Here is a 22,626-nt window from a genome sequence, read left to right on the forward strand (position 1 = left end):
AAGGTGTGGGGGCCAGGCTGAGCATGGCCCCCACACCTTATCGTCGTTTCGGTCTCGTCAGGATGCAGAAAGCTTGGAGCGACGTCGCTCCGCCAGTTCGTCGACGAAAGCCGGTTCCGAACGCTCAAGCGGCAGCTCGGCAAGAGACCCCTCAACCTCGCGCCAGACACGACCCACGGCGATGCCGAAAACACCCTGGCCGCCCTGAAGGAGGTCAATCACCTCGTCCGTCGACGTGCATTCGTACACAGAGGCCCCATCGCTCATCAGGGTGATCGATGCGAGATCGTCGACTCCCCTGTTCTGCAGCGACGACACGGCGACGCGCACCTGCTGCAGCGACACGCCCGCATCGAGAAGCTTCTTCACGACCTTCAGAACGAGGATGTCACGGAAGGAATAGAGGCGCTGGGAGCCAGAACCGCGTGCAGCGCGGATAGACGGCTGGAGAAGGCCGGTGCGAGCCCAGTAGTCGAGCTGACGATAGGTGATACCAGCGGCGCTACATGCAACCGGGCCACGGTAGCCCATCTCGTCGGTATCAAGGCCTTCGAGCGGGTCGCCGAAAAGCATGCCTTGCCGGCTAACGGCGTTCGCTTCTGCGCTCACTGTCGGGCTCCTTGCAGGTGGTACTTGATGAGAACAGGACTACGGTAGAGCACCGATGAACGGTGGTCAATGACCGAAGCGGCGAGTCTAACCTTCATGTTCAACATGAGACTTAGTCACCATCGTCCGCGAGTGCTGACACAGCAACCGTCAACATTTCACGATGCAGCTCGGCGAACAGCTCTCCCAGCTCAACCGCCCGAGCACGCGCCCGTTCGCGGTCCGCGCCACGGCCTCGTCCCCGCTGCGAGGAAACGGTCTGATCGATAATGTCAGCGCTACGCTCGGCACCCTGACGAACCGCACGCAGCACGCGCACGTCGACACCAGCGCACTCCAGCCGCGCAATTGCAGACACTGTCTGAACGCAGCGTGCAGGAAAGTATCCAGCCAGATCCGGCGTAATCAGCCCCAGGCGCGTGTAGCGTTCGAGCGTCTCCATATCGACGCCCGTCAAGTCAGCCAAGTCGGCAGCAGGGATAGCCCGACGTCCGCCCAGCGACACGGTCTGTCCCTCAGACGAGACGACCTGGGCCACCCTGCGCTTGGCCGGTGTATGCCCAGCATCGAGAGCATCGAGCTGCGTGCGGATCACGCTGAGCGGAGTGAAAGAGTCACGCTGCTCCGTCAGCACGTAGCGCAACCGCTCCACATCAGCGGCCGAGTACTTGCGGTAGCCCGAACCCGTACGCGCGGGCGTCACTAGCCCCTCGCTCTCCAGGTAGCGCACCTTAGACAGCGAGATCGCAGGAAACTCCTCCTTCAGCGCGTCGACAACGCGGCCGATCGACAGCTCAGGGCTGTGATCGACGTCGTGCGGCCATGAGCGTGCCTCACGAGATGAGGGCACCGCCCGCGCATGCGCAACGGCTGCGGACACGTCAGGCCTGCTTGGTCGACGGCTGATAGGTCAAGCGGTACTTTCCGATCTGCACTTCATCACCGGCATGCAGCGCGATGGAATCGACGCGCTCACGGTTGACGTACGTGCCGTTGAGGGAACCCGAATCGCGCACGATGTGCCCGCCCTCGGATGCGATGAACTGGCAGTGCTTACGCGACACGGTGACATCATCAAGGAAGATGTCAGCCTTGGGAGAGCGACCGGCATTGGTCACTTCTGGATCAAGGAGGAAACGCGCACCCGTGTTCGGCCCGCGCTGAACAATGAGCAGCGCCGAGCCTGCAGGCAGCGCCTCCACTGCTTCGCGATCACGAGCGGACAGCGCAACGGGTGCCTCTTCGACCTCATCAACCACAGGCGCCAAGCCGAAAACTGAGGTTGCAGTCGGATCGAACGGCTGGTTGTCAGACATTGTGCGCTCCAATAAGTAAGAAGATGGACTCTGATAAGTGTAAACGTTTGCCTTGTATCAGGCGCGGGAACGCCAGGGTGAAACGCCCACAACCAACGTCCTCATCCGTAGGTAGCAAACTGCGGGGGCTTCGGAGTGGCGGTCGACGAAATCGATAGATCATCAACAGGCGTGATCGTCACCGTCGCCCCCTTGGCGCGCATTTGCGCCGCTGAGCCCGCTTGAATATCGAGTGCCGTCGCGATCGTCTGACCATCGCCGATCACCTTCCACGTATATGGTGAGGCGATCGGGGTTCCGTCAACGACGATCGCGCCAGCCTGGCCGGTGAAGGCCGAACGCGTTGACAGACGCACGCCGTTAAGCTCGATGGCCTCGGCCCCGGCGTTGCGCAGCTCCCCCAGAGTCTGAACGAACTGCGTAGCTGTCAGGTTCGCGCCGGGATCTGTCACGCCCACCGTCACACCGGGACCGTGCACAGCGACGGTGCCTGCTGCAATTTGCGCCTGAGTCTGCGCCTTACGTGTCGCCTGCTCGCGAGCGTCGGCATCGCTGGCCGCGCTGCGCAGGTCGTCAAGTTCACTGCTCAGCTCGCTTCGTCGGTTGCGCAGGTTTTGCTCCTGCGTACTGAGCTCATCGAGAACAGTCACGAGATCCTGTTCCGAGAGGCCCTCAAGCGGATCCGAGCGTTGTGCGCGCACCTGAGTCGCCAGGGCAAATCCAAGAATCATGAAGATCACGAGCATCACGACATGGAGTCCGCGGGGAAGCGCGAAGAATGCTTGGCGAGCGCGCGTCCACAAACGGGGGTGGACGCGTTCTTCGCGATGGGCGCCATGCGCGCGAGTGCGTTCCTTAGCTATCTCGTCGTTTGAGGGAGCTGTCGTGGGTTCCTCGTTCATGTCAAGCCTTCAGCAGTAGGCGGCGAATCGATGCCGTGTTGGAGAAAATACGAATGCCAAGAACGACAACAACTGCCGTCGTCATTGCCGAGCCAACACCGAGCTGTGTCCCCAGAAACACAAGGAGGCAGGCCACGACAACATTCCAGAAAAAGGATGTGACGAATACTCTGTCGGCGAAGCGGCCTTCAAGCCATGCCCGCCCGGCGCCGAAAAGAGCGTCGAGACCCGCAACAACGGCTACGGGCAGGAACGGGGCAAGCCACGCTGGCACCGTCGGATCGAGAAGCACACCAAGGACAATGCCGATGATCAAGCCGATGACGGCAATCATGAAGAACCTCCTTCGTTGGATGCCCCCACCGGTGTTGCGTAGTGGGAGTCCGTGAGCGTGAGCGCCTCCATTGTGATGTTGTCGGAGACTTTCGAAGAGACGGTCATACCGGTCACCGACTGCGCAGCCGACAGGTAGTCACCCGTGGCACCCCGTACGAGAGAGACGGACAGAGCGTTCGAGTCGCCAATCGCGCGGACCTCATAGGGCGAGGACACGGGGGTGACGTTGACGAGGATGGCGGAACCGGCTGTGCGTACGAATGTGTCGGGGCCGATCCGTTGGCCGTTGATGGAGATAGCGTCAGCGCCGGCAGCCCACAGGGCGTTGACGACCATTGCGAGATCCTGGTCGCGCACAGTTCCACTCCCCTTGCCGGGACCGCTGCGATCCGTGAGCGTGACGGTGATACCGGGGCCGTGTACCGGGGTCGTTGCGGTCACCATGTCCTGCGCTGGGTCGGAGGCTGCGCCCGAGCCTGATTGGGAGTACTGATCGATGGCGCGTCCCAGCGACTGCACGTCGTCATTCAAGGCTTCGACGGTCGCCGAACGCTGGGATGCCTGAGTCTTGAGATCGGACTTCACGTCCCCTGCCGGCGCGCGCAGCGATGAGGTCGCAACGATCGACCCGAAACCGAGTGCGACGGCAACCGCAAACACACCGATCTTGCCGGCGAGGCTCGCCGGCCTCGAACCATGATCGGCGCGATAGTGCTCGTAGCCGGCATCGAGAGGATTGGCGAGCAGGGAGTTCAGGAGGGACATCGAGGCAGCAGGGTCGACAGGGACGGCCTGGGTGGCCTGCACTGCCTCCCCCGCCGCGTCGCCTCGATGTCCCCTGTGTGTCACTGGTCCTGCTTCCAACGGCGCTGCACGCGCTCGTCACGCTCGAAAGCATCGAGATGCTCGATGACAATGCGGCGCAGCTGCGCGGGCGCATCGTCATTCGTGTCGAGCCAGGAGCGCAGCAGACCCACCGAGCGCTCGACGCTGCCGTCTCGATCGATATCGAGTCCGTACGCAAGCACCCCATTGGCGTAGCGCAGTGCCATTCCAATCGTGTGGGATTCCCAGTAGGAACGCAGACGATCGACGGCGGCCTCAATACCTGTCTCGCCATCCCACGACGAGGCCTGCAGACCGGCGAGCGTCGCCGTTAGGAAATCGTTTGAGAGGGTCTCTGAGTAGACCGAGTCCCACGCGTGGGAACGAGCTTCTTCAATGGGCAGGGAGGCGAGCGCTTCGACGCTCATACGCGCTGCTTCGCCCGAGCCGTCGGCGCTGCGCCACGCCTCGACCGCGCCAGCATCGACGAGGCCTCGTGCCGCCAACGCTCGGCGCGCACGCCAGGCAATGTCGGGGTTATCGCTGGCCGCAAAGCCGCGCACCGTCGCTTCGTACTCATCGCCACCGCGTGCCGCAAACTCGGCGATAAAGGCACGCGTGTAGGAGCGCCAGGCATCAGCATCTTCTGTCTCGCGAGACAGCCGGATCGTGGTCGCCAGGACCTGATCGTGCACGTCTGTGCGCAGGCTACCCGGCAGGAATGACGAGATCGCTTCGGCGACGAAGAGAAGCAGACGGTCGCGGATGGCTGGCTCAGTCTCCGCGGGGACAGCCGTGAGGACAGCGACGATGAAGCGACGCGGGTCGAGCAAGCCGTCGCGAACCGCGTTCCACAACGACGCCCAGATGACCGCACGCGTGAGCGCAACATCGATCGACGCCACGTAGGTCAGCGCGACGTCTGTCGAACGCTCATCCAGGCGCGAGATCGCGTAGGTCAGGTCGTCATCGTTGATGACGACAAGGTCAGCGGAGGCGGCGCCACCGGGAACTGCAAGGACTCCATCGGGATCGATCGGGGCCTGTTCCCCCTCGATGCGCACGTCGAAGCTGTGCGTACGTTCAAGAGCACTGGCAGCGACGCGCCACGTGGACAGCGTGACGCGGTGGGGGCGCAGAACTCCCCCACAGGCCTCGCCACTCTGATGCAGTGTGAAGTCTGTGATCGCACCAACTGCATCCGTCGTCCACGAAGCGGACAGCGTCGACGGACCAGAGGTCTCCAGCCACGCGTTCTTCCAGGAGGACAGTTCCTGGCGTGAGGCTCCCTCAAGCGCAACCAGGAGGTCCTGCAGGTTGGTCGCACCGAACTGGTGCTCGGCGAAGTAGCGGCGCGCTCCCTCGTAGAAGGCATCCTCACCGACCCAGGCAACCAGCTGCTTGAGAACGGACGCGCCCTTGGCGTATGTGATTCCGTCGAAGTTTGTCTTTGCAGCTGCGACGTCCGGAATATCTGCGGCGATCGGGTGCGTGGTCGGCATCTGGTCCTGCGTGTAGGCCCAGATCTTACGGTTCATCGCAAAGTTCGCCCATTCACCCACGTACCGCGTGGCGGTTGCGATAGCGCTGGCCCCCTGGTTTTCCGCGAATGATTCCTTCAGCCACAGGTCGTCCCACCACGAGGGTGTGGCGAGGTCTCCGAACCACATGTGGCACATCTCGTGGAGCGTCGTGTTCGCGCGGCGCTGACGCTCGGAGAACGTGGGTGCCGAACGCGAAATGTAGTTCTCGTTGAAGGTGATGCAGCCCGGGTTTTCCATCGCGCCCAGGTTGTATTCGGGCACGTAGACCTGGTCGTAGGACCCCCACGGGAACGTGACGCCGTAGCGCGCATGGTAGAAGTCGAGTCCGGCGCGGGTCACCTCGAAGACATCATCGGAGTCGAGGTAACGCGCAAGCGTACGACGGCACAGGAGTCGCAGCGCCAGCTCAGCATGCCCGCCATCCGACGCGCCACCGCTCCAGGTGCCTCCCTCGATGACCGCCCACGGGCCAGCAACGATCGCCGTGATGTAGCTGGAGAGCGGGCGGGTCGCCGTAAAGTCATGGCGGAGCGCGCCCATCTCGTCCACGGACTCAACGCCTGTCTCAATCCCGTTGGAGGAGACAACCCAGCCCGCCGGTGCGATGACGTGGAATGTCCATTCAGGCTTCACATCCGGCTGGTCAACGCACGGCCATGCGCGGTGAGCATCGTTGGGCTCAAATTGGGTGTAGAGGTAAACCTCGCCGTCCTCGGGATCGGTGTAGCGGTGCAGGCCTTCACCACTGCGCGAGTAGCGCGCGAGGGCGCGCACCTCCAGGGTGATGGGCTCCCCTACAGGAAGTCCAGCGACCCAGACTCGGTCTTCGTCATCCTCGAACGGGTGAGGGTGACCATTGAGAAGCACCTCGGTGACATCACCCACGATGTCGATGAAGGTGCGCTCCTCGTCCGACGTCATCGTCAGCGTCGACGTCACAGGATAGGTGGGAATCGTCGTGTCCTGGGCGGCTCGGATATCGACCACGACGTCGATGGCTGAGACGTGTAGATGGGCAGCGCGATGTGTTGCTTCGTTGCGTGTCAAAATCTGCATGACACCTATCCTACTGTGTCACGGCCGCTCCGTGTGGCGCGCGCCGCCGCAGCGACGAACTACAGTAGGGACATGACTTCAGTGATTGATATTCGCCCCACGGTTGCCCCCGTGTCACTAGCGACCGCACTGTCGGGCCTGGAGATCCACGGATTTTTCGCCCCTGATGGCAGCCGCGCGTCGATTGCGGACTCGGCGCTGCGCCTTCGCGGCATCACCGTGTCCTCCGACGACTGCGAGCCGGACTGGCTGTTCGTCGCGATTCCCGGCCTCAAGCAACACGGCATCCGTTTCGCTCACGCGGCGATCGAGGCCGGGGCAAGCGTGATTCTCACGGATGAGGATGGGCGCACGCAGGCGTGTGAACGAGGCCTGGGCGTGCCCGTCGTGCAGGTGGCCGACCCGCGAGGAGTCGTTCCGCAGCTGTGTGCCAACGTTTACGCATCCCCTGCGACGCGTCTGACGACGATGGCCGTCACGGGCACGAACGGCAAGACCACAACCTCGTATCTGATGCGCGCAGCCATCGCGTCACGTTTCCCCAACGCCTCACTGTGCGGCACCGTAGAAACGCACGTCGGCCCAATTTCGTTCGAGGCCGTCCGTACGACCGCCGAGGCCCCCGTCATCGCCCGTTTCCTGGCAGCCACCGAGGAGTACGGTTGCGGAGCCGGTGTCATTGAGCTGTCCGCTCACGCTCTCTCGCTGCACCGCGTCGACGGAATCGTCTTCGACGTTGCGGCTTTCACAAACCTGCAGCACGACCACCTCGACTACTACGGCGACATGGAGAACTACTTCCAGGCGAAGGCTCTGCTGTTTACTCCTGAGCACTCTCGCCGTGGCGTCGTGTGCGTCGACGATGAGTGGGGCCGTCGTCTCGCCCAGCAGGCCACCGTCCCGGTGACGACGGTGTCCGCACTGACAGACAACGACGCCGACTGGCAGGTTCGCGATGTGACGCCCGATAAGGCGATCGGTCGCACCGTCTTCACCCTCGTCGACCCGTCGGGCGTCGGCCATCGCGTCGCGATGCCTATCCTCGGCGAGGTCAATATCCAAAACACCGCCGTCGCGATCGTCAGCGCCGTCAGCCTGGGCATCGAACTCGCCGATGTCATCTCCGCCATCGAGGATGCTCCCCAGATCCCCGGCCGCATGGAAAAGGTCAACCCCACGCCGGGTGGACAACCGCTCGTGATCGTCGATTACGCGCACACGCCAGAGGCGCTCGAGTGGACGCTGCGCTCGACACGTGAGCTCACGGAGGGCAACGTTGTCATCGTCTTCGGCACAGATGGCGACCGCGATGCCTCAAAACGTGAGGAGCTCGCTGCAATCGCTGCCCGCGAGGCAGACATCCTATGGGTGACGGATGAGAATCCACGCACCGAGGATCCCCAGTCGATTCGCGACTATCTCCTCCGAGGCATCGCCTCCGTGCGCCCAGACATGGCTGACGTCACCGAGGTCACGACCTGCCGACGCGACGCCGTGCGCCGCGCTATCCTCGCTGCCCAGCCCGGTGACACCGTCATCATCACAGGCAAGGGCGCTGAGTGGTATCAAGAGATCCAAGGGATCCACCACCGCTACAACGACGTTCCCGTCGCCGCCGAGGTCCTCGAAGGCGACGTGCGCGCGCACGAGTAACGCACCGTTATCTGTGAACTGGCGCGCCGCCGGGGCTCCCATCGGGCCTTTGCGGCGCGCCACGCCGTAGACTGGGCGGGTGAATGACTTTGACAATCAGCCCGACGCGCCCGCCGAATTCGAGGCGGACGGCCTCAAGAACGACAGTGCCGACGAGGCCGTGGCCTCGTCTCTCGCGCTCGACCTGAGCGACGAGGAGACGCAGGCGCGTGCTCGCGTCATGCGCGCGAACCTCGATCAGTTCGATCTCGACGAGGAGGACCTGGCGCTTCTGGCCGGTGAAGCGGCGCTCGCGGAAGCAGGCGATGTGGCCGCAGGGCTTCCCGTTCTCGCTGTCGTCGGTCGCCCAAACGTTGGAAAATCCACGCTCGTGAACCGTATTCTTGGACGGCGCGAGGCCGTTGTGCAAGATACGCCCGGCGTGACTCGAGATCGCGTCTCCTACCCGGCCGAATGGGCGGGTCGCGACTTCACGCTTGTCGACACAGGCGGCTGGGAGATTGACGTCAAAGGTCTGGACCGTTCCGTTGCTGAGCAGGCAGAGATTGCGGTCGACCTAGCGGACGCTGTCGTGCTCGTCCTTGATGCGACCGTCGGCGTGACCGCCTCCGATGAACGCATCGTCGAGATGCTTCGGTCGAAGAAGAAGCCGATTATCCTCGCCGCGAATAAGGTCGACTCGCCGCTGCAGGAAGCAGACGCTGCGTACCTGTGGAGCCTCGGATTGGGCGAACCCTACCCCATTTCTGCTTTGCACGGACGGGGTACCGGCGACCTCCTCGATGTCGTCATGGAGGTCTTGCCCACCGAGTCTGCCGTCGCCACGGCGCTACCCTCTGGCGGCCCGCGGCGCGTTGCCCTAGTGGGGCGGCCGAACGTCGGCAAGTCGTCTCTTCTTAACGCCCTTGCCGGCGGCGAGCGCGTCGTCGTCAACGAGCTTGCAGGTACGACTCGCGACCCCGTTGACGAGCTCATCGAGCTGGATGGCCGCTCGTGGTGGTTCGTCGATACCGCTGGCATCCGCCGAAAGATGCACCGGACGACGGGTGCCGACTACTATGCGTCGATCCGCACTCAGGCCGCTATCGAAAAGGCGGAGGTCGCGCTGGTCCTCATCGATGGCTCGGCCCCTCTCACCGAGCAGGATGTGCGCGTCGTTCAGCAGGTGATCGATGCAGGACGGGCTCTCGTTGTCGTCACGAATAAGTGGGATCTCGTCGATGAGGAGCGCCAAAAGGAGATTAAGAACGAGCTTGAGCGTGAGCTCGTGCAGATCCAGTGGGCGCCGCGCATCAACCTCGCCGCTAAGACGGGATGGCACACGAATCGCATCGTGCGTGCTCTGGACACTGCGCTCGAAGGCTGGGAGACCCGTATCCCCACGGGGCAGCTCAATGCATTCCTCGGTCAGCTCGTCGCCGCTCATCCGCACCCGCTTCGCGGCGGCAAGCAGCCTCGTATCCTCTTTGGCACACAGGCGTCGAGCAAACCTCCGCGCTTCGTCCTCTTCACAACCGGATTCCTCGACCCCGGATACCGTCGTTTCATCGAGCGTCGTCTGCGTGAGACCTTCGGTTTCGCAGGGACACCGATCCAGATCTCGGTGCGTGTGCGCGAGAGGCGTCGCAAGTAGTCTTCACGACAGGTCACAAGTAAGGGCGGGATACCACATCGGTGGTATCCCGCCCCGCTATCTGTCGCGCCCAGTTGTGCCCGTCTACGCTGTTATCCACAGGCCATGACTGATCCGTGCGAGTATCCACAGGTCTGCCCTGACGCGTTGACGCACCCCTCGCCGAGGAGCAGGATCGCGTTATGACTACTTCACACCACTGCCCTGTTGTCCTCCCCCTTCCCGATGGGCTCGTACGGTGCAACGATGGCCTCGTACGTCCTACGTGGGCGTCCCACGACGAACTCATCCGTGACTATTACGATCGTGAATGGGGACTCCCCGTTCACGACGAGGTCGGAGTGTTTGAGTGCCTCGTCTTGGAAGGCTTCCAGGCTGGGCTCTCCTGGCGCACGGTACTGGCCAAACGCAACGCATTTCGCGCTGCTTTTCGAGGTTTCATCCCCGATCGTGTCGCAGCGTTCGACAACGCAGACATCGAGCGCATCCTCACCGAGCCGGGCATTATTCGCAACCGTCGGAAGATCGAGGCGGCGATAACGAATGCCCGTGCGACAGTCGCCCTGCGCGGCGACGCCGATCCGAACGGTCCGTCGCATCTCGGTGACCTCGTCTGGTCCTACCGTCCTCCCCAGGATCCGCGTCCCCGCTCGCAGGAGGAGGTGCCCACGCAGCTGCCGGAGTCGCAGGCTCTGGCCGCCGACTTGAAAGGCAGAGGATTTCGATTCGTCGGTCCGACCACGATGCTCGCGCTCATGGCCGCGATCGGCATCGTCAACACGGACATCGTCGGAACGCATCGGCGCCCGGTCTAGCATCGAAACACGGCAGGCACACCTATCACTCGCACATACTCACTGGCTGGCTCTATCTGGCATGATGGTCCCATGGCACTGTCACAGAAGCTTCTCAGCCAGGACGAGATCGTCGTCCGCCACATGCATACTCACATCAAGAAGCTGCTGCCCGCGATCATCGTCGAGTCCATCCTCGTGATCGCCGCCGCAGTTGGCTCCTTCTACGTCCCCGAGAACGCGCGCTACTGGGCACTCGCGACCATCTGGATCGCTGTGCTCCTCCTGTCGATTCCACTCATCCTTGTTCCCTGGATCAAGTGGATAACGACGACCTACACGGTGACGACGAAGCGAGTCATCACCCGCACGGGCGTCATCAAGCGCACCGGCCACGATCTGCCCCTCACGCGCATTTCCGACATCCAAATCGAAAAGGACTTCGACGACCGCATCTTCGGCTGCGGCACGCTTGCCCTCCAGACCTCCGCAGACGACCCGCTGCTCCTGCGTGACGTGCCGAAGGTTGAGAAGGTGCAGGTGGAGATTTCTAATCTGATCTTCCACGACATTCAGGGCGCAATCGACGCAGATCCGACGAGCTAATCACACTGTGGGACTAAAGGTTCCCACCTGCGGATAGAGTGATGTCATGTTCGATATTCACGGTTTCGAAATGACGGTCTTTAAGCTCCTGATCGGTATCATCCTGATCGTCCTCCACCTGCGCCTCACGGGCAAGCAGCAGACGGTCCAGATGACGCCGATCGACTTTATCGGGAACTTTATCCTCGGTGGCACTATCGGCGGCGTCATCTACAATCACGCCATCTCATTTGCGGAGTACATCAGCTTCCTGCTCATCACCTTCGCGATCGTTTCCGGACTCAATTACCTAACGTCGAAATTCATGTCGACGCGCTCGCTCGTCATGGGAAAGGCATACACGATTATCGAAGGTGGACGATTCACCCAAGATGCGCTCGACAGCACTGATCACAAGCTTGACCCGGTCGAGTTTCTGGCTGAGCTGCGCGGGATGGGCATTTTCTCGCTCCACGATCTCCAGCTCGTTCAGCGTGAAGCAAACGGCTCCCTGACTGTGCGCCGCAAGGGCGAGGGCGGCGTTAACTACGTTCTGGTCTCTAACGGTCAGGCGGTGGCCGACAACCTCGAGCTGGCTCATCGCGATGAGGAATGGCTGCGCGGTGAACTCTCCTCAGCTGGTGCTGGTGAGCTCGAAGACCTGTTCATCGTTGAGCTCGACGCCGATAACCGCCTCAACATCGTCGATCAAGCGGGGAACACAACTGGGATGACGGTTTCGGATCCGGCCGTCCACGAGGTGACGACAGTGACCGAGTTTCAAAATCCCGATTCTCAGACTCCCACGCTCGAGGACTTCGCCGTGGTTGGCACGGACAAGGCCACTCCTGGCTCTGAATGATCGTCGTATAGCCCTGCACGCAGCGTAGCCCCGACCTCGTTCCACCCCGAACGAGGCCGGGGTTCGTCGTCGGAAGAGGAAAGATCACGCATCCGCGCACTCACAAGCGGCAGCTGACGAACAAACACGGAAGCCACCCGCGGTCAGGTATCCACAGCACGCCCGACGAAAGTAAGCAGGTCGAAATCATCCCCGTTGACGACTTCGACCTGTGAAACAGTTTACTCCAGGCGTTGAAGTACTTGTGATTGCCCACGCACATCGAACGACCATCCTCTACCTGCGAAAATCGGCCGATCTATTCCGAAAACCACGTTTTACCGGGCGAAATAAATGCGACTAATTGTGGATCACATTTCGGTTACAAATTGTGGGCACGCACACCACTAAGGACAGAGGTCCCTTCCGTCGCAAACAATGCAGGCGAGACCTGTTCGGACAGACAAAAAACCGTGAGGGACATACCCTCACGGTTCTTTCGTCGGGCTGGCGGGATTTGAACCCACGACCCCTTGACCCCCAGTCAAGTGCGCTACCAAGCTGCGCCACAGCCCGTATTTAATTCGTCGCCGTGGCGACCTGTAGAACTATAGCGCACCCGGCGATCAGGAAGCAAGCCGACAGGCGTGCGCCACGACACACCGCCACCGAACGAGGACACGCACCCCGTCTTCTGAGACTGCGTGCACGTATCGCCACACGGAACAAGCGGTCCTGACGTGTCTACGCGATTACACTGATACTTATCTACCGACAACAAGCATCGTGGGAGTACCCCTTATGGCTACCCGTCGCCTTCTGACAATCTCAGCTTCCCTCGCACTCGCTCTCACGGGTATCGCGGCACCATCTGCTGGGACCTGGGATGCCTCGTCAGCACAGGCAAGCTCAGTCATCGTGACCACTCAGAGCGCCCCCTCAAGCGTTGCAACTACCGGTCATGCAGTGCAGGCAAGCTCATCGGCGCCAGCACCAACACGTCGTCGTTTCCGCTCACGGACGACCTCCCATGACCCGGTAGCGCTCCTCATCTCCTTGATTATTTTTGCCTTGCTCGCCGGCGGCTATTACCTTTTCCGATACATTTCTTCCCAAAACGGGGGTCGGCAATCGCGGATGATGAATTACAACGGCCCCAGTGGACCGCAGTACGGCGTCACGGCCGGAAGCTATGGCAGCCCGCAGTATCCACAAACCGGAGCTCCCATGAACACGCCGATGCAGGCGGGAGGCGGCTATCCGGTGGGCGACTACGGCAACTACTACGGCAATCAGCAGGGCGGCTACCCGCCAACCGGCACAAACGGCACGTACGGAAACGGCTACTGACGTCTCGCGTCTGCCTCGACCGCTCGACGATCTGCGAAGCGGGTGCGCGCGCACAACTCGAGTCGTCAGTATCCACCACGCGACAGAGTCCACGTCGATTCTTCCGTCACGCACTACACTAGGCGGGGTCCTATACCGCTCCATCGCGCTGGACCGCCAGATCACGCTGGGAGGAAACACCACATGCTGTCTCATCGGCTCCTCATCTGCGGAGCCACCCTCGCCTGCGCGACGACCGCTTTCATCGGTCCTGCGACGCACGCGTCTGCCGAACCACACACATCGACCGTCGCAAGTACCGTCATGCCTGCACTTGGTGGCACAAGCGACCGCAACGAGGCATCTGTCCCCCGCACTCCCCCAGTTAGCGTGACTTCAAGCACCGTTGCTCCCGCACGCCGTAGTACCTCGACGAGTTCGGAATCAGGGGCGACCGCCATCGCGGTCCTCATCATGATCGGGGTTTTCTTCGTCATCTTGTTACCGGCCTGCATCATCCAGGTGATCGTCTACCGACGGGCACGCAAGGATATCCACGACATGCCGAACTACACCGGCGCCAACGGCCCCCAGTACGGTGTCACGGGCTATCCTCAAGGCACCGAGGCCCCCGGTCGCTCGTGGTATACGGGATTCAGCCCGCCGTGGTCGTACAAGCATCCCTACACCGGACGGCAGAGCTCACCCGGATCGTTCCCCGGCAACGGGTACGGTACTAATCCGGCACAGGGACAGGGCTACGGCATGCCCACAGCACAAGGTCCGGCATACGGCACAGCGCCCAACCAGGGGCCGACCTATGGCTACGGCACCAATCCGGCACAGGGACAGGGCTACGGCATGCCCACAGCTCAAGGCCCAGCATACGGCACCGCGCCCAACCAGGGACCGACCTATGGCTACGGCACGCAACCCCCCGGAGAAATCTCGCAGGGACAGAACAACCCGGGCTACTGACGCAAAACATGAGTGTGCCCCGCACCTATCGTGCGGGGCACACTCATGTTCACGTGCGCGTATTACTGAGCGTCGCGGCGCACCAGGTCCTCATCGACGTAGGCGAGAACAGCCTCGCACACACCCTCGATATCGAGACCCGTGGAATCGACAGTGGCGACGCCAGGTGCCGCGACCATGAACTCTGATACTGCGGAGTCTGCCTTGTCGCGTCCCTCTACCTGAGCGCGCACAATCTCCATGTGTTCCTCGGTCGCATCACCATAGAGTTCGAGCGTGCGGCGGCGTAGACGCGCCTCTTGATCGGCGAGTAGAAGGATACGCACGTCAGCGTCAGGGCAGACCACGGTCGTGATGTCGCGTCCCTCCGCAATCATCCCGGAGCCTTGCTCTCGGGCCTCCATCATGCGCCTGCGCTGTTCCGCCGCCATCCACGCACGCACGTCAAGATTCGTCGACACGTGCTTGATCTCCAGCGCGATGCGCGGTTCACGGATCTCCTGAGTGATCTCACGCTCCCCCACCCACACGTGCGGATCCGACGGGTCAGAGACCAAGCGCAGCGGCATCTCATGTGCCGCAGCCGCAACTGCGGCTTTGTCAGCCAGATCGATGCCGCGATCCAGGCAGTACCACGTGAGCGCACGGTACATCGCGCCCGTGTCGAGATATCCGATACCAAGCCTGGCCGCCAGAGCCTTCGAGACCGTGGACTTGCCAGAGCCCGCCGGGCCGTCGATAGCGATCGTGATACCGACGCGCGAAATGGCGTCCTGGCGCATCGAGTCGTTCATTGCTGCATTCTCCTCATCGAGGTGTTGAGTGGGTGATGAGTCGCCAGCCCCGCTCCTGCAGGTCTGCGACGCAGCGGTCGGAAACAGCGGGGTCGATCATGACACGGGCAACGCCAGCCTGTGCGCCCGCCGAATGTTCAAGGACGAGGTCCTCAATGTTGATGCCAGACTCGCCAAGCTCGCTAAAGAGTCGCCCAAGCGCGCCAGGCTCGTCGGGAATGAGAACCTCAATCTCCGCATAGCGCGACGGAGCACCACCGTGCTTACCGGGAATGCGGGACACCCCCTGGTTACCAGCGGTCATAACGCGGTTGATGGCCCCAACGCTCCCACCGCGTAGCGGCCCCAAGTCGGCGGCAGCATCCAGGTGCGTGAGAAGGTCATCAAGATCGCCTCTCAGATCGCGCAGAATCGATGCGACGGGCCCTGCGTTGCCCGCCAAGATGGCGGTCCAGAGACGAGGGTCAGAGCCCGCGATACGCGCAGTGTCACGCAATCCCTGACCGGCCAGGCCGAGAGCCTGGGCGGGAGCATCGACAAGGCGTGCGGCGAGCATCGACGACACAAGTTGCGGGACATGCGACACGAGGGCAACCGCATGATCGTGCGTTCCAGCGTTCATCTCGAGCGGCACGGCTCCAACGTCCGTCGCCAACGCTCGTGCAGTCAGCACCGCGCGCGGCCACGTTGTCTCGTGAGCGACGATCACCCACGGGCGTCCGTAGAACAGGTCCGCATCGGCAGCCCCGGCTCCGCTGCGCTCGCGACCCGCCATCGGGTGGGAGCCGACGTAGCGCGACGCCGCGTCAAGACATCCCTCAGAGCGCAAGCCAGAGAGGACATCGGCAACGACAGCATCCTTCACCGACGCCACGTCGGTGACAATCGCGTCGGGGAAACGCAGCAACGACTCGACGATGATGCGGTCGGCGACATCCGGAGGTGTTGCGACGACGACGAGACGCGGGGCTTCGTAGCCTGGGCGATCCAGACCGCACCCGGAGCGGCGCACCCCGGCCTCGGCGAGAACGTCACCAAAAGCCTCACCCGCACCGACATCGCAGGCCAAGCGCAGTGACGTGGGGGAAGCATCCTCCAGGTAGACGCGCACTCCCCCGGCCCGCAGCGCGAGGCCAAGCGACGCACCGAGCAAACCCGAGCCGATGATGAGGACCGGACCGACAGTCGATACGACTCGCTGCCCGAGCGCCCCGCTCTCGCCACTCACAGTCCGACGGCTCCGTACAGCGCAGTCAGTGCGTTGCCCTTGACGCGTCGAGTCGTCCCCTGCTTGAGATGGTCAAGCGTGATGGGGCCGAAGCCGGTGCGCACGAGCTCACGCACCGGGTATCCGACGGCCTCCATCATGCGGCGCACCAGGCGGTTACGACCCTCATGCACCACAATCTCGACGGTCGTGATGTCGCCGTAGGTATCAACGATGCGGAAGGAATCAACCTTGATCGGACCATCCTCCAGCTCAATTCCGTTCATGAGGGCACGCTTGACGCCCGGCTTCACCTCGCCGTGCAAACGCGCCACGTAGGTCTTGCGAATCTCATAGGACGGGTGAGTCAGGCGATTAGCCAGCTCACCGTCGTTGGTCAGCAGGAGGAGGCCGGAGGTGTCGATGTCAAGGCGACCGACGTGGTACAGACGCTCCGGATAGTCAGCGATGAGGTCCGCGATCGTGGGACGGCCCTCCGGGTCACTCATCGTCGACACGGTGCCGATCGGCTTGTTGACCGCCAGGACGATGTGCTTGGTCTCGTCGAGGATCAGGCGCTCACCATCCACGTGAATGACCTGCTTCGCGGGGTCGACACGCACGCCCTGGCTGCGCACAACGGTGCCGTCCACGCTCACGCGACCGTCGGCGATCATCTGTTCGGACGCACGCCTAGATGCGACGCCGGCCTGGGCGAGCACCTTCTGCAGGCGCACTCCACCCTCGGTGTAGGGGTTAGCCCTCATAGTTCTTCCTCCAATTCATCCAGCGCGTCGGCGTCTGGCAGGTAGGGTGCCAACGGTACCAGCTCCGACAGGCTCGTTAATCCCATTTTCTCAAGAAATTCGCCGGTCGTCCCGTACAGGCGCGCACCGGAGGGTGTCAGCCCCGTCTCTTCTACAAGGCCTCGAGCCATGAGGGTGCGTACGACACCATCCACGTTGACGCCGCGGATACGGGAGATACGAGTCCGTGAAATGGGCTGGCGGTAGGCAATGACGGCCAACGTTTCCAGGGCGGCCTGCGACAGGCGGGCGTGAGACGATCCGACGACGAAGCGGCCGACGACGTCGGCGTATGCGCGAGCGGAATAGATGCGCCAGCCACCCGCCACCTCGCGTAGCTCAAAACCGCGCGGGCGATCCTGCCCCTCGCCCAGGTACTCAGAGGCAAGCGCGCGCAGTTCGGCCTCAATATCGTCAGCACTGACGCCGAGGACGTCGGCGAGCTCGGATGCGTCAACCGGCTCCGATGCCACCATGAGGATTGCCTCGATGGGGCCGCGCAGCAAGTGCTCACTCATCAGCGTTATCTCCTTCGCCGTCAGATCGTATGGCGCTGTTCAACGAGGCCCGGGCAGGATCTTCGTCGCCCGCTCCCGAGTAGTCATCCACGTCGATATCGATGCGGCCCTGTGTGCCAGTCCAGTGAATCGTGAGCGCCCCGAGCGCGTTCTCCTGATCGAACTCGACGGCGCCTCGCCGATAGAGCTCAAGCAGGGCGAGGAAACGCGAAACGACCACGGCACGCGTGGCAGCATCCTCAACGAGTTCATGGAAGGTCATAGAACCCGCTTGCGCGAGCATCGCACTGACGAGGAGTGCCTGCTCGCGCACGGGCACAACGGGATCATGCAAGTGAGTGACCTGCACCGTCGGCGTTGCGGCAGATAACGCATCGGCGGCGAGACGAGCGAGGTCCTCGGGCGTTGTCAACCAACGCAGCTCGGGAAGAAGCGTTGCGAAATGCGCCTCCAGGGGCACATCCCTGGCGACGTACGAGCTGTACTCCCCCATCCGCTGATCAAGGTATTTCGCTGCTTCCTTGAACGCGCGATACTGAAGGAGCCGGGAGAAGAGCAGATCACGGGCCTCCAGATCGGCCAGCGAGGTATTCTCCTCCTCGTCGATAACCGGCAGCAGGTGAGACGCCTTCATGTCGAGCAGTGTCGCTGCCACAACCAGGAACTCCGTCGTACGAGATAAGTCCGGAGACGCCTGCATGAAAGCGATGAACTCGTCGGTCACCTGGGCGAGTGCAACCTCCGTGATGTCAAGTTTTTTGCGGGCGATCAGCGACAGGAGAAGATCGAAGGGGCCTTCAAAAACCGGGAGCGAGACCGCGAAAAGGTCAAACTCCCCCTGGACCTCGAGACTCTCAGGCCGCGTCACCACGGGCAATGACTTCCCGCGCGAGTCGACGGTAGGCGTGTGCGCCCGCGTGGTTGGGAGCATAGGAGGTGATCGGCTCGGTCGCCACAGACGCGTCCGGGAACTTGATGGTGCGGCCGATGCGCGTATCGAACACGAGGTCGCCGAATGCCTCCTGCAGGCGCTGGAGGACCTCACGCGAATGCAGCGTGCGCGAGTCAACCATCGTGGCGACGATGCCGTCAATCTTGAGACGCGGATTGATGCGATCGCGCACCGTCTCGATGGTCTCGACGAGCAGCGCGACGCCACGCAGTGCAAAGAACTCCGCCTCCACCGGGACGATCACTCCATGAGCCGCGGTCAGGGCATTGACCGCGAGCAAACCGAGGGACGGCTGACAGTCGATCAGAACCACATCGTAATCGGCTTCGACATGCCGCAGAACGCGGGCCAGCGCGCTCTCGCGGGCCACCTCATTGACGAGCTGCACTTCAGCCGCGGACAGGTCAATGTTTGCTGGAATGATGTCGAGGTTTTCCGTCGATGTGTGGCAGATCGTCGCCTTGACGTCCGCCTTCGGGTTCATGAGCAGCGTGTAGATCGTCTGCTCCATGTCGAGCGCATTAATGCCCAGGCCGACGGAGGCGGCACCCTGGGGATCGAAGTCCACGATCAAGACCCGTCGACCGTACTCGGCCAGCGCGGCGCCCAAGTTGATAGTCGTCGTCGTCTTGCCGACGCCACCCTTCTGATTGCACATCGCGATCACGCGAGCGGGACCGTGCCCCGACAGCGGCGCGGGCACAGGGAAATCGACCGGCTCTTCGCGCAGGTCTGGCGTCAGCGTAGGATGCGAGTTCGTGGTCACGCCCCCATCCTAATTCATCACCGCGCGGATGCATCGGTGCCACGCGCCCGCGGGTGCGACAGGGTGAAAACCTCACGCAGCGCTTGTGCGGTCACCTGGGTGTAGATCTGCGTCGTTGCGACCGACGCATGCCCGAGAAGCTCCTGAACCTCGCGTACGCTCGCGCCCCCCTCGAGCAGGTGCGTCGCGAACGAATGCCGCAACGTATGCGGAGAAACACGATCCCCCAGATCAGCGGCCTGAGCCGCGCGTCGGATAGCCGTCCATGCGCTCTGTCGCGACAGCGCACCACCGCGTGAGTTCAGAAAGAATGCCGTCTCTCCCCTGCCTCGTGCTGCCAAAGCCGGTCGAGCACGCACCCCGTATGCGTGGAGCGCGTCGACGGCGAAAGAACCGACCGGAACGATCCTTTCTTTACGCCCTTTGCCGAACAGGCGCACAACGGGAACGTCGCCATCGAGATCGAGGTCATCCGCGCTCAGGGACACCGCTTCAGAGACGCGCGCCCCGGTTGCGTACAGCAGCTCGAGCAGCGCCGCGTCACGGAGGCCGATCGGTGAATCGTCGGCGTGAGCAGCATCGAGCAGACGCCCGACCTCATCGATGGAGAGAGCCTTGGGCAGATGACGCCCCTGACGCGGGGCATGCAGCTGAGCGGCCGCGTCCGTCGCGACCACTCCTTCGGTCAGCGCGTACTTGTGCAGCCCGCGGATCGCAGCCGACGCACGTGCCACGGACGATGCGGCGGCAGGAGTTCCCGTGACCGCTCCAGATGCCAGACGCATCATGTAGTCCTCGATGTCGCGCACGCTGACGTCCCCAATATCAATTTTTCCGCGATCCTTCATGTCAAACGCGTATCGGATGGCGTCCCGGCGATAGTTTGAAACTGTATGCGCGGATGCCCCCTTTTCAACGCGCAGATAATCCACCCAGTCGCGGACGAGAGCTTCCAGAGACGTCATGGTGACAGGGTAAGCGACTGTGCAACATATGTGCGTGAGCGCTATCGGCATTCGCACATATTCGCTAGACTGTGACGCGGTAAACCATTTCCGCCCCAACGCTGGGGCCCAACACCTGGAGACCACCGTGTCACTTCACTGGGATCACATTGATGACGAAGCGGTCAAGACCGCTAAGCTCCTCGCCGCCGACGCCGTCGAGCAGGCAGGATCGGGCCACCCCGGTACTGCGATCTCGCTCGCCCCCGCCGCCTACCTCCTCTACAACAAGGTCATGAACGTCGATCCTGCCGACCCGCGCTGGATCGGACGCGACCGTTTCATCCTCTCGGCCGGCCACTCCTCGCTGACCCAGTACGTCCAGCTCTACCTCTCCGGCTTCGGTCTTGAACTCGACGACATCAAGACGCTGCGTACCGCCGGCTCCCTCACCCCCGGCCACCCCGAGTACGGCCACACCAAAGGCGTCGAGATCACCACCGGCCCCCTGGGCACCGGCATCGCGTCCGCCGTCGGCTTCGCCATGAACGCCCGCCGCCTCCACGGCCTGCTCGATCCCGAGACTCCGCTCGGTGAGTCCGTTTTCGACCACAACGTCTACGTCATCGCCGGCGACGGCTGCTTCGAAGAGGGCGTCTCCGCCGAGGCCTCCTCCCTGGCAGGCACCCAGGAACTCGGCAACATCACTGTCATCTGGGACGACAACCACATCTCCATCGAGGACAACACCTCGATCGCCTTCACCGAGGATGTCCTGGCCCGCTACGAGGCCTACGGCTGGCACGTCCAGCGCGTCGACTGGCTCGGCGAGGACGGCTCCTACGAGGAGAACACGGCGGCTCTGAACGACGCACTCGAGGCCGCCAAGGCCGAAACAAAGAAGCCCTCGCTCATCGCGCTGCGCACCATCATTGGCTGGCCGACCCCCGGCAAGCAGAACACCGGTGGCATCCACGGCTCCAAGCTCGGCTCCGAGGCCCTGAAGGGCCTGAAGGAGGCCCTGGGCGCCGATCCCGAGAAGATGTTCGATGCCGATTCGGCAGTCGTGGACGAGGTTCGCGCCCGCGCCGCCGCTCGCGCAGCCGAGTACCGCAAGGACTGGGACGCGCGCTTTGAGGCGTGGAAGGCCGCGCACCCCGAACAGGCCGCCCTGCTCGAGCGCCTCCTCGAACGCCGCCTGCCCGACGGCTGGGAGACCGCGCTGCCGACCTTCGAAGAGGGCAAGGCCATCGCGACCCGCGCCGCCTCCGGCCAGGTCCTCAACGCGATCGCCCCGGTGCTGCCCGAACTGTGGGGCGGTTCCGCCGACCTCGCCGGTTCGAACAACACGTTCCTCAAGGGCGAGCCCTCGTTCCTGCCCGCGCACCGTTCCTCGTCGGCGTTCAGCGGCAACGAGTTCGGCCGTAACCTCCACTTCGGCGTGCGCGAATTCGCGATGGGCGCGGCCCTCAACGGCATCGCCGCCGACGGCTTCACCCGCGCGTACGGCGGCACGTTCTTCGTGTTCTCCGACTTCATGCGCGGCGCTGTGCGCCTCGCCGCCCTCATGGACCTGCCGGTCACCTACGTGTGGACCCACGACTCCATCGGCGTCGGCGAAGACGGCCCGACACACCAGCCGATCGAGCACCTCGCCTCCTACCGTGCGATCCCGAACTTCGCTGTCGTGCGTCCCGCTGACGCCGCTGAAACGGCCGCATCCTGGAAGGCCATCCTCGAGCAGTCCCACCCGGCAGCCATCGTCCTGTCGCGCCAGAACCTGCCCAACCCCGCACGCGGCGAAGGCACCGGCCTGGCCACCACCGAGGACCTCGCCCGCGGCGCCTACGTCCTGGCCGACACCGAGGGCACACCCGACGTGATCCTGCTGGCCTCCGGCTCCGAGGTTTCCGTCGCCCTTGAGGCACGCGAGGCCCTGGCAGCCGAGGGCGTGGCCGCCCGCGTCGTGTCCGTCCCCTGCCTCGACTGGTTCGAGGCCCAGGACCGCGAATACCGCGACTCCGTCCTGCCCCCGTCGGTGCGCGCCCGCGTCTCTGTCGAGGCCGGCATCGCTCTGCCGTGGTACCGCTGGATCGGCGACGCCGGCCGCGCCGTCTCCATCGAGCACTTCGGCGCCTCCGCGCCGGGCGAACTCCTCTTCAAGGAGTATGGCATCGATGCCGAGCACGTGGCCGCCGCTGCGAAGGAATCCATCGAGGCCGCTCGTTCGTGACTTTT

Annotated in this window: 22 protein-coding genes and 1 tRNA gene; 8 read left to right on the forward strand and 15 right to left on the reverse strand. The window is 63.2% G+C overall.

From position 1 onward, the window contains the following. Positions 1–57: 57 nt before the first annotated feature. The 7 genes from HMPREF1478_RS08550 to pepN form a co-directional block, all read right to left on the reverse strand. On the reverse strand, positions 58–609 hold the full coding sequence (locus HMPREF1478_RS08550; RefSeq protein WP_016461673.1) for a MerR family transcriptional regulator: 552 nt from the start codon (positions 607–609) through the stop codon (positions 58–60). Between the two features lie 112 nt (positions 610–721). After that, the gene (gene ftsR, locus HMPREF1478_RS08555) at positions 722–1,489 is read right to left on the reverse strand and encodes a transcriptional regulator FtsR (protein ID WP_016461674.1); all 768 of its coding nucleotides are present in this window, start codon (positions 1,487–1,489) and stop codon (positions 722–724) included. Position 1,490: 1 nt separating this feature from the next. Next, on the reverse strand, positions 1,491–1,925 hold the full coding sequence (locus tag HMPREF1478_RS08560; RefSeq protein ID WP_016461675.1) for an FHA domain-containing protein: 435 nt from the start codon (positions 1,923–1,925) through the stop codon (positions 1,491–1,493). A 101-nt stretch (positions 1,926–2,026) separates the two neighbouring features. Next, positions 2,027–2,827 (reverse strand): DUF881 domain-containing protein, encoded by an 801-nt coding sequence (locus HMPREF1478_RS08565; protein WP_016461676.1) that lies wholly within the window; start codon positions 2,825–2,827, stop codon positions 2,027–2,029. A 1-nt stretch (position 2,828) separates the two neighbouring features. After that, a complete protein-coding gene (locus HMPREF1478_RS08570; RefSeq protein ID WP_003796681.1) occupies positions 2,829–3,161 on the reverse strand; it encodes a small basic family protein in 333 nt (110 codons plus the stop codon). After that, complete coding sequence (locus HMPREF1478_RS08575) at positions 3,158–4,012, reverse strand: DUF881 domain-containing protein (protein ID WP_016461677.1); 855 nt, start codon at positions 4,010–4,012, stop codon at positions 3,158–3,160. The genes HMPREF1478_RS08570 and HMPREF1478_RS08575 overlap by 4 nt, the downstream gene beginning before the upstream one ends. Further along, positions 4,009–6,588, reverse strand: a complete 2,580-nt coding sequence (gene pepN / locus HMPREF1478_RS08580; protein ID WP_016461678.1) for an aminopeptidase N — start codon at positions 6,586–6,588, stop codon at positions 4,009–4,011. Before pepN ends, HMPREF1478_RS08575 begins: the two co-directional genes overlap by 4 nt. A gap of 72 nt (positions 6,589–6,660) precedes the next feature. Here pepN and HMPREF1478_RS08585 point away from each other — a divergent pair, with 72 nt between their 5' ends. From HMPREF1478_RS08585 to HMPREF1478_RS08605, 5 genes are all read left to right on the forward strand, one after another. Beyond that, complete coding sequence (locus HMPREF1478_RS08585) at positions 6,661–8,241, forward strand: UDP-N-acetylmuramoyl-L-alanyl-D-glutamate--2,6-diaminopimelate ligase (RefSeq protein WP_034475591.1); 1,581 nt, start codon at positions 6,661–6,663, stop codon at positions 8,239–8,241. Positions 8,242–8,320: 79 nt separating this feature from the next. Beyond that, a complete protein-coding gene (gene der, locus HMPREF1478_RS08590) occupies positions 8,321–9,874 on the forward strand; it encodes a ribosome biogenesis GTPase Der (protein ID WP_016461680.1) in 1,554 nt (517 codons plus the stop codon). A 182-nt stretch (positions 9,875–10,056) separates the two neighbouring features. Then, positions 10,057–10,689 (forward strand): DNA-3-methyladenine glycosylase I, encoded by a 633-nt coding sequence (locus HMPREF1478_RS08595; protein WP_034475595.1) that lies wholly within the window; start codon positions 10,057–10,059, stop codon positions 10,687–10,689. Positions 10,690–10,761: 72 nt separating this feature from the next. Next, positions 10,762–11,274 carry a PH domain-containing protein gene (locus HMPREF1478_RS08600; RefSeq protein ID WP_016461682.1) on the forward strand — a complete coding sequence of 171 codons (513 nt, stop codon included), beginning with the start codon at positions 10,762–10,764 and terminating at the stop codon, positions 11,272–11,274. A gap of 46 nt (positions 11,275–11,320) precedes the next feature. Beyond that, positions 11,321–12,115 carry a DUF421 domain-containing protein gene (locus tag HMPREF1478_RS08605; protein ID WP_016461683.1) on the forward strand — a complete coding sequence of 265 codons (795 nt, stop codon included), beginning with the start codon at positions 11,321–11,323 and terminating at the stop codon, positions 12,113–12,115. 481 nt (positions 12,116–12,596) lie between these two features. Here HMPREF1478_RS08605 and HMPREF1478_RS08610 read toward each other — a convergent pair. After that, positions 12,597–12,670 (reverse strand) — tRNA-Pro (locus HMPREF1478_RS08610). 651 nt (positions 12,671–13,321) lie between these two features. Here HMPREF1478_RS08610 and HMPREF1478_RS10955 point away from each other — a divergent pair. Together HMPREF1478_RS10955 and HMPREF1478_RS08615 are read left to right on the forward strand one after the other, a co-directional pair. Further along, positions 13,322–13,444 carry a hypothetical protein gene (locus tag HMPREF1478_RS10955; protein WP_286127324.1) on the forward strand — a complete coding sequence of 41 codons (123 nt, stop codon included), beginning with the start codon at positions 13,322–13,324 and terminating at the stop codon, positions 13,442–13,444. A 183-nt stretch (positions 13,445–13,627) separates the two neighbouring features. Continuing rightward, a complete protein-coding gene (locus HMPREF1478_RS08615) occupies positions 13,628–14,401 on the forward strand; it encodes a hypothetical protein (RefSeq protein WP_016461685.1) in 774 nt (257 codons plus the stop codon). A gap of 62 nt (positions 14,402–14,463) precedes the next feature. Here HMPREF1478_RS08615 and cmk read toward each other — a convergent pair whose 3' ends face one another. From cmk to HMPREF1478_RS08650, 7 genes are read right to left on the reverse strand one after another with little or no spacing between them, the layout of a single operon-like run. Further along, the gene (gene cmk, locus HMPREF1478_RS08620) at positions 14,464–15,195 is read right to left on the reverse strand and encodes a (d)CMP kinase (RefSeq protein WP_016461686.1); all 732 of its coding nucleotides are present in this window, start codon (positions 15,193–15,195) and stop codon (positions 14,464–14,466) included. Positions 15,196–15,208: 13 nt separating this feature from the next. After that, positions 15,209–16,423: a prephenate dehydrogenase gene (locus HMPREF1478_RS08625; RefSeq protein ID WP_016461687.1), complete on the reverse strand. Its 1,215-nt coding sequence runs from the start codon at positions 16,421–16,423 to the stop codon at positions 15,209–15,211. Further along, the gene (locus HMPREF1478_RS08630; protein WP_016461688.1) at positions 16,420–17,169 is read right to left on the reverse strand and encodes a pseudouridine synthase; all 750 of its coding nucleotides are present in this window, start codon (positions 17,167–17,169) and stop codon (positions 16,420–16,422) included. The genes HMPREF1478_RS08625 and HMPREF1478_RS08630 overlap by 4 nt, the downstream gene beginning before the upstream one ends. Further along, positions 17,166–17,726, reverse strand: coding sequence for an SMC-Scp complex subunit ScpB (scpB, locus tag HMPREF1478_RS08635; RefSeq protein ID WP_016461689.1), 561 nt, complete (start codon positions 17,724–17,726; stop codon positions 17,166–17,168). Before scpB ends, HMPREF1478_RS08630 begins: the two co-directional genes overlap by 4 nt. Continuing rightward, positions 17,719–18,597 (reverse strand): segregation and condensation protein A, encoded by an 879-nt coding sequence (locus tag HMPREF1478_RS08640; RefSeq protein WP_016461690.1) that lies wholly within the window; start codon positions 18,595–18,597, stop codon positions 17,719–17,721. The genes scpB and HMPREF1478_RS08640 overlap by 8 nt, the downstream gene beginning before the upstream one ends. Next, a complete protein-coding gene (locus HMPREF1478_RS08645) occupies positions 18,581–19,444 on the reverse strand; it encodes a ParA family protein (RefSeq protein WP_016461691.1) in 864 nt (287 codons plus the stop codon). Before HMPREF1478_RS08645 ends, HMPREF1478_RS08640 begins: the two co-directional genes overlap by 17 nt. A gap of 17 nt (positions 19,445–19,461) precedes the next feature. Then, entirely contained in the window at positions 19,462–20,409 is a 948-nt protein-coding gene (locus tag HMPREF1478_RS08650) for a site-specific tyrosine recombinase XerD (protein ID WP_016461692.1), read from the reverse strand. 127 nt (positions 20,410–20,536) lie between these two features. On the opposite strand from HMPREF1478_RS08650, the gene tkt reads away from it, so the two are divergent. Further along, positions 20,537–22,621, forward strand: a complete 2,085-nt coding sequence (tkt, locus tag HMPREF1478_RS08655) for a transketolase (RefSeq protein ID WP_198008392.1) — start codon at positions 20,537–20,539, stop codon at positions 22,619–22,621. Positions 22,622–22,626: the final 5 nt, after the last annotated feature.

This window comes from Actinomyces sp. HPA0247, from assembly GCA_000411415.1.
Taxonomy (GTDB): Bacteria; Actinomycetota; Actinomycetes; order Actinomycetales; family Actinomycetaceae; genus Pauljensenia.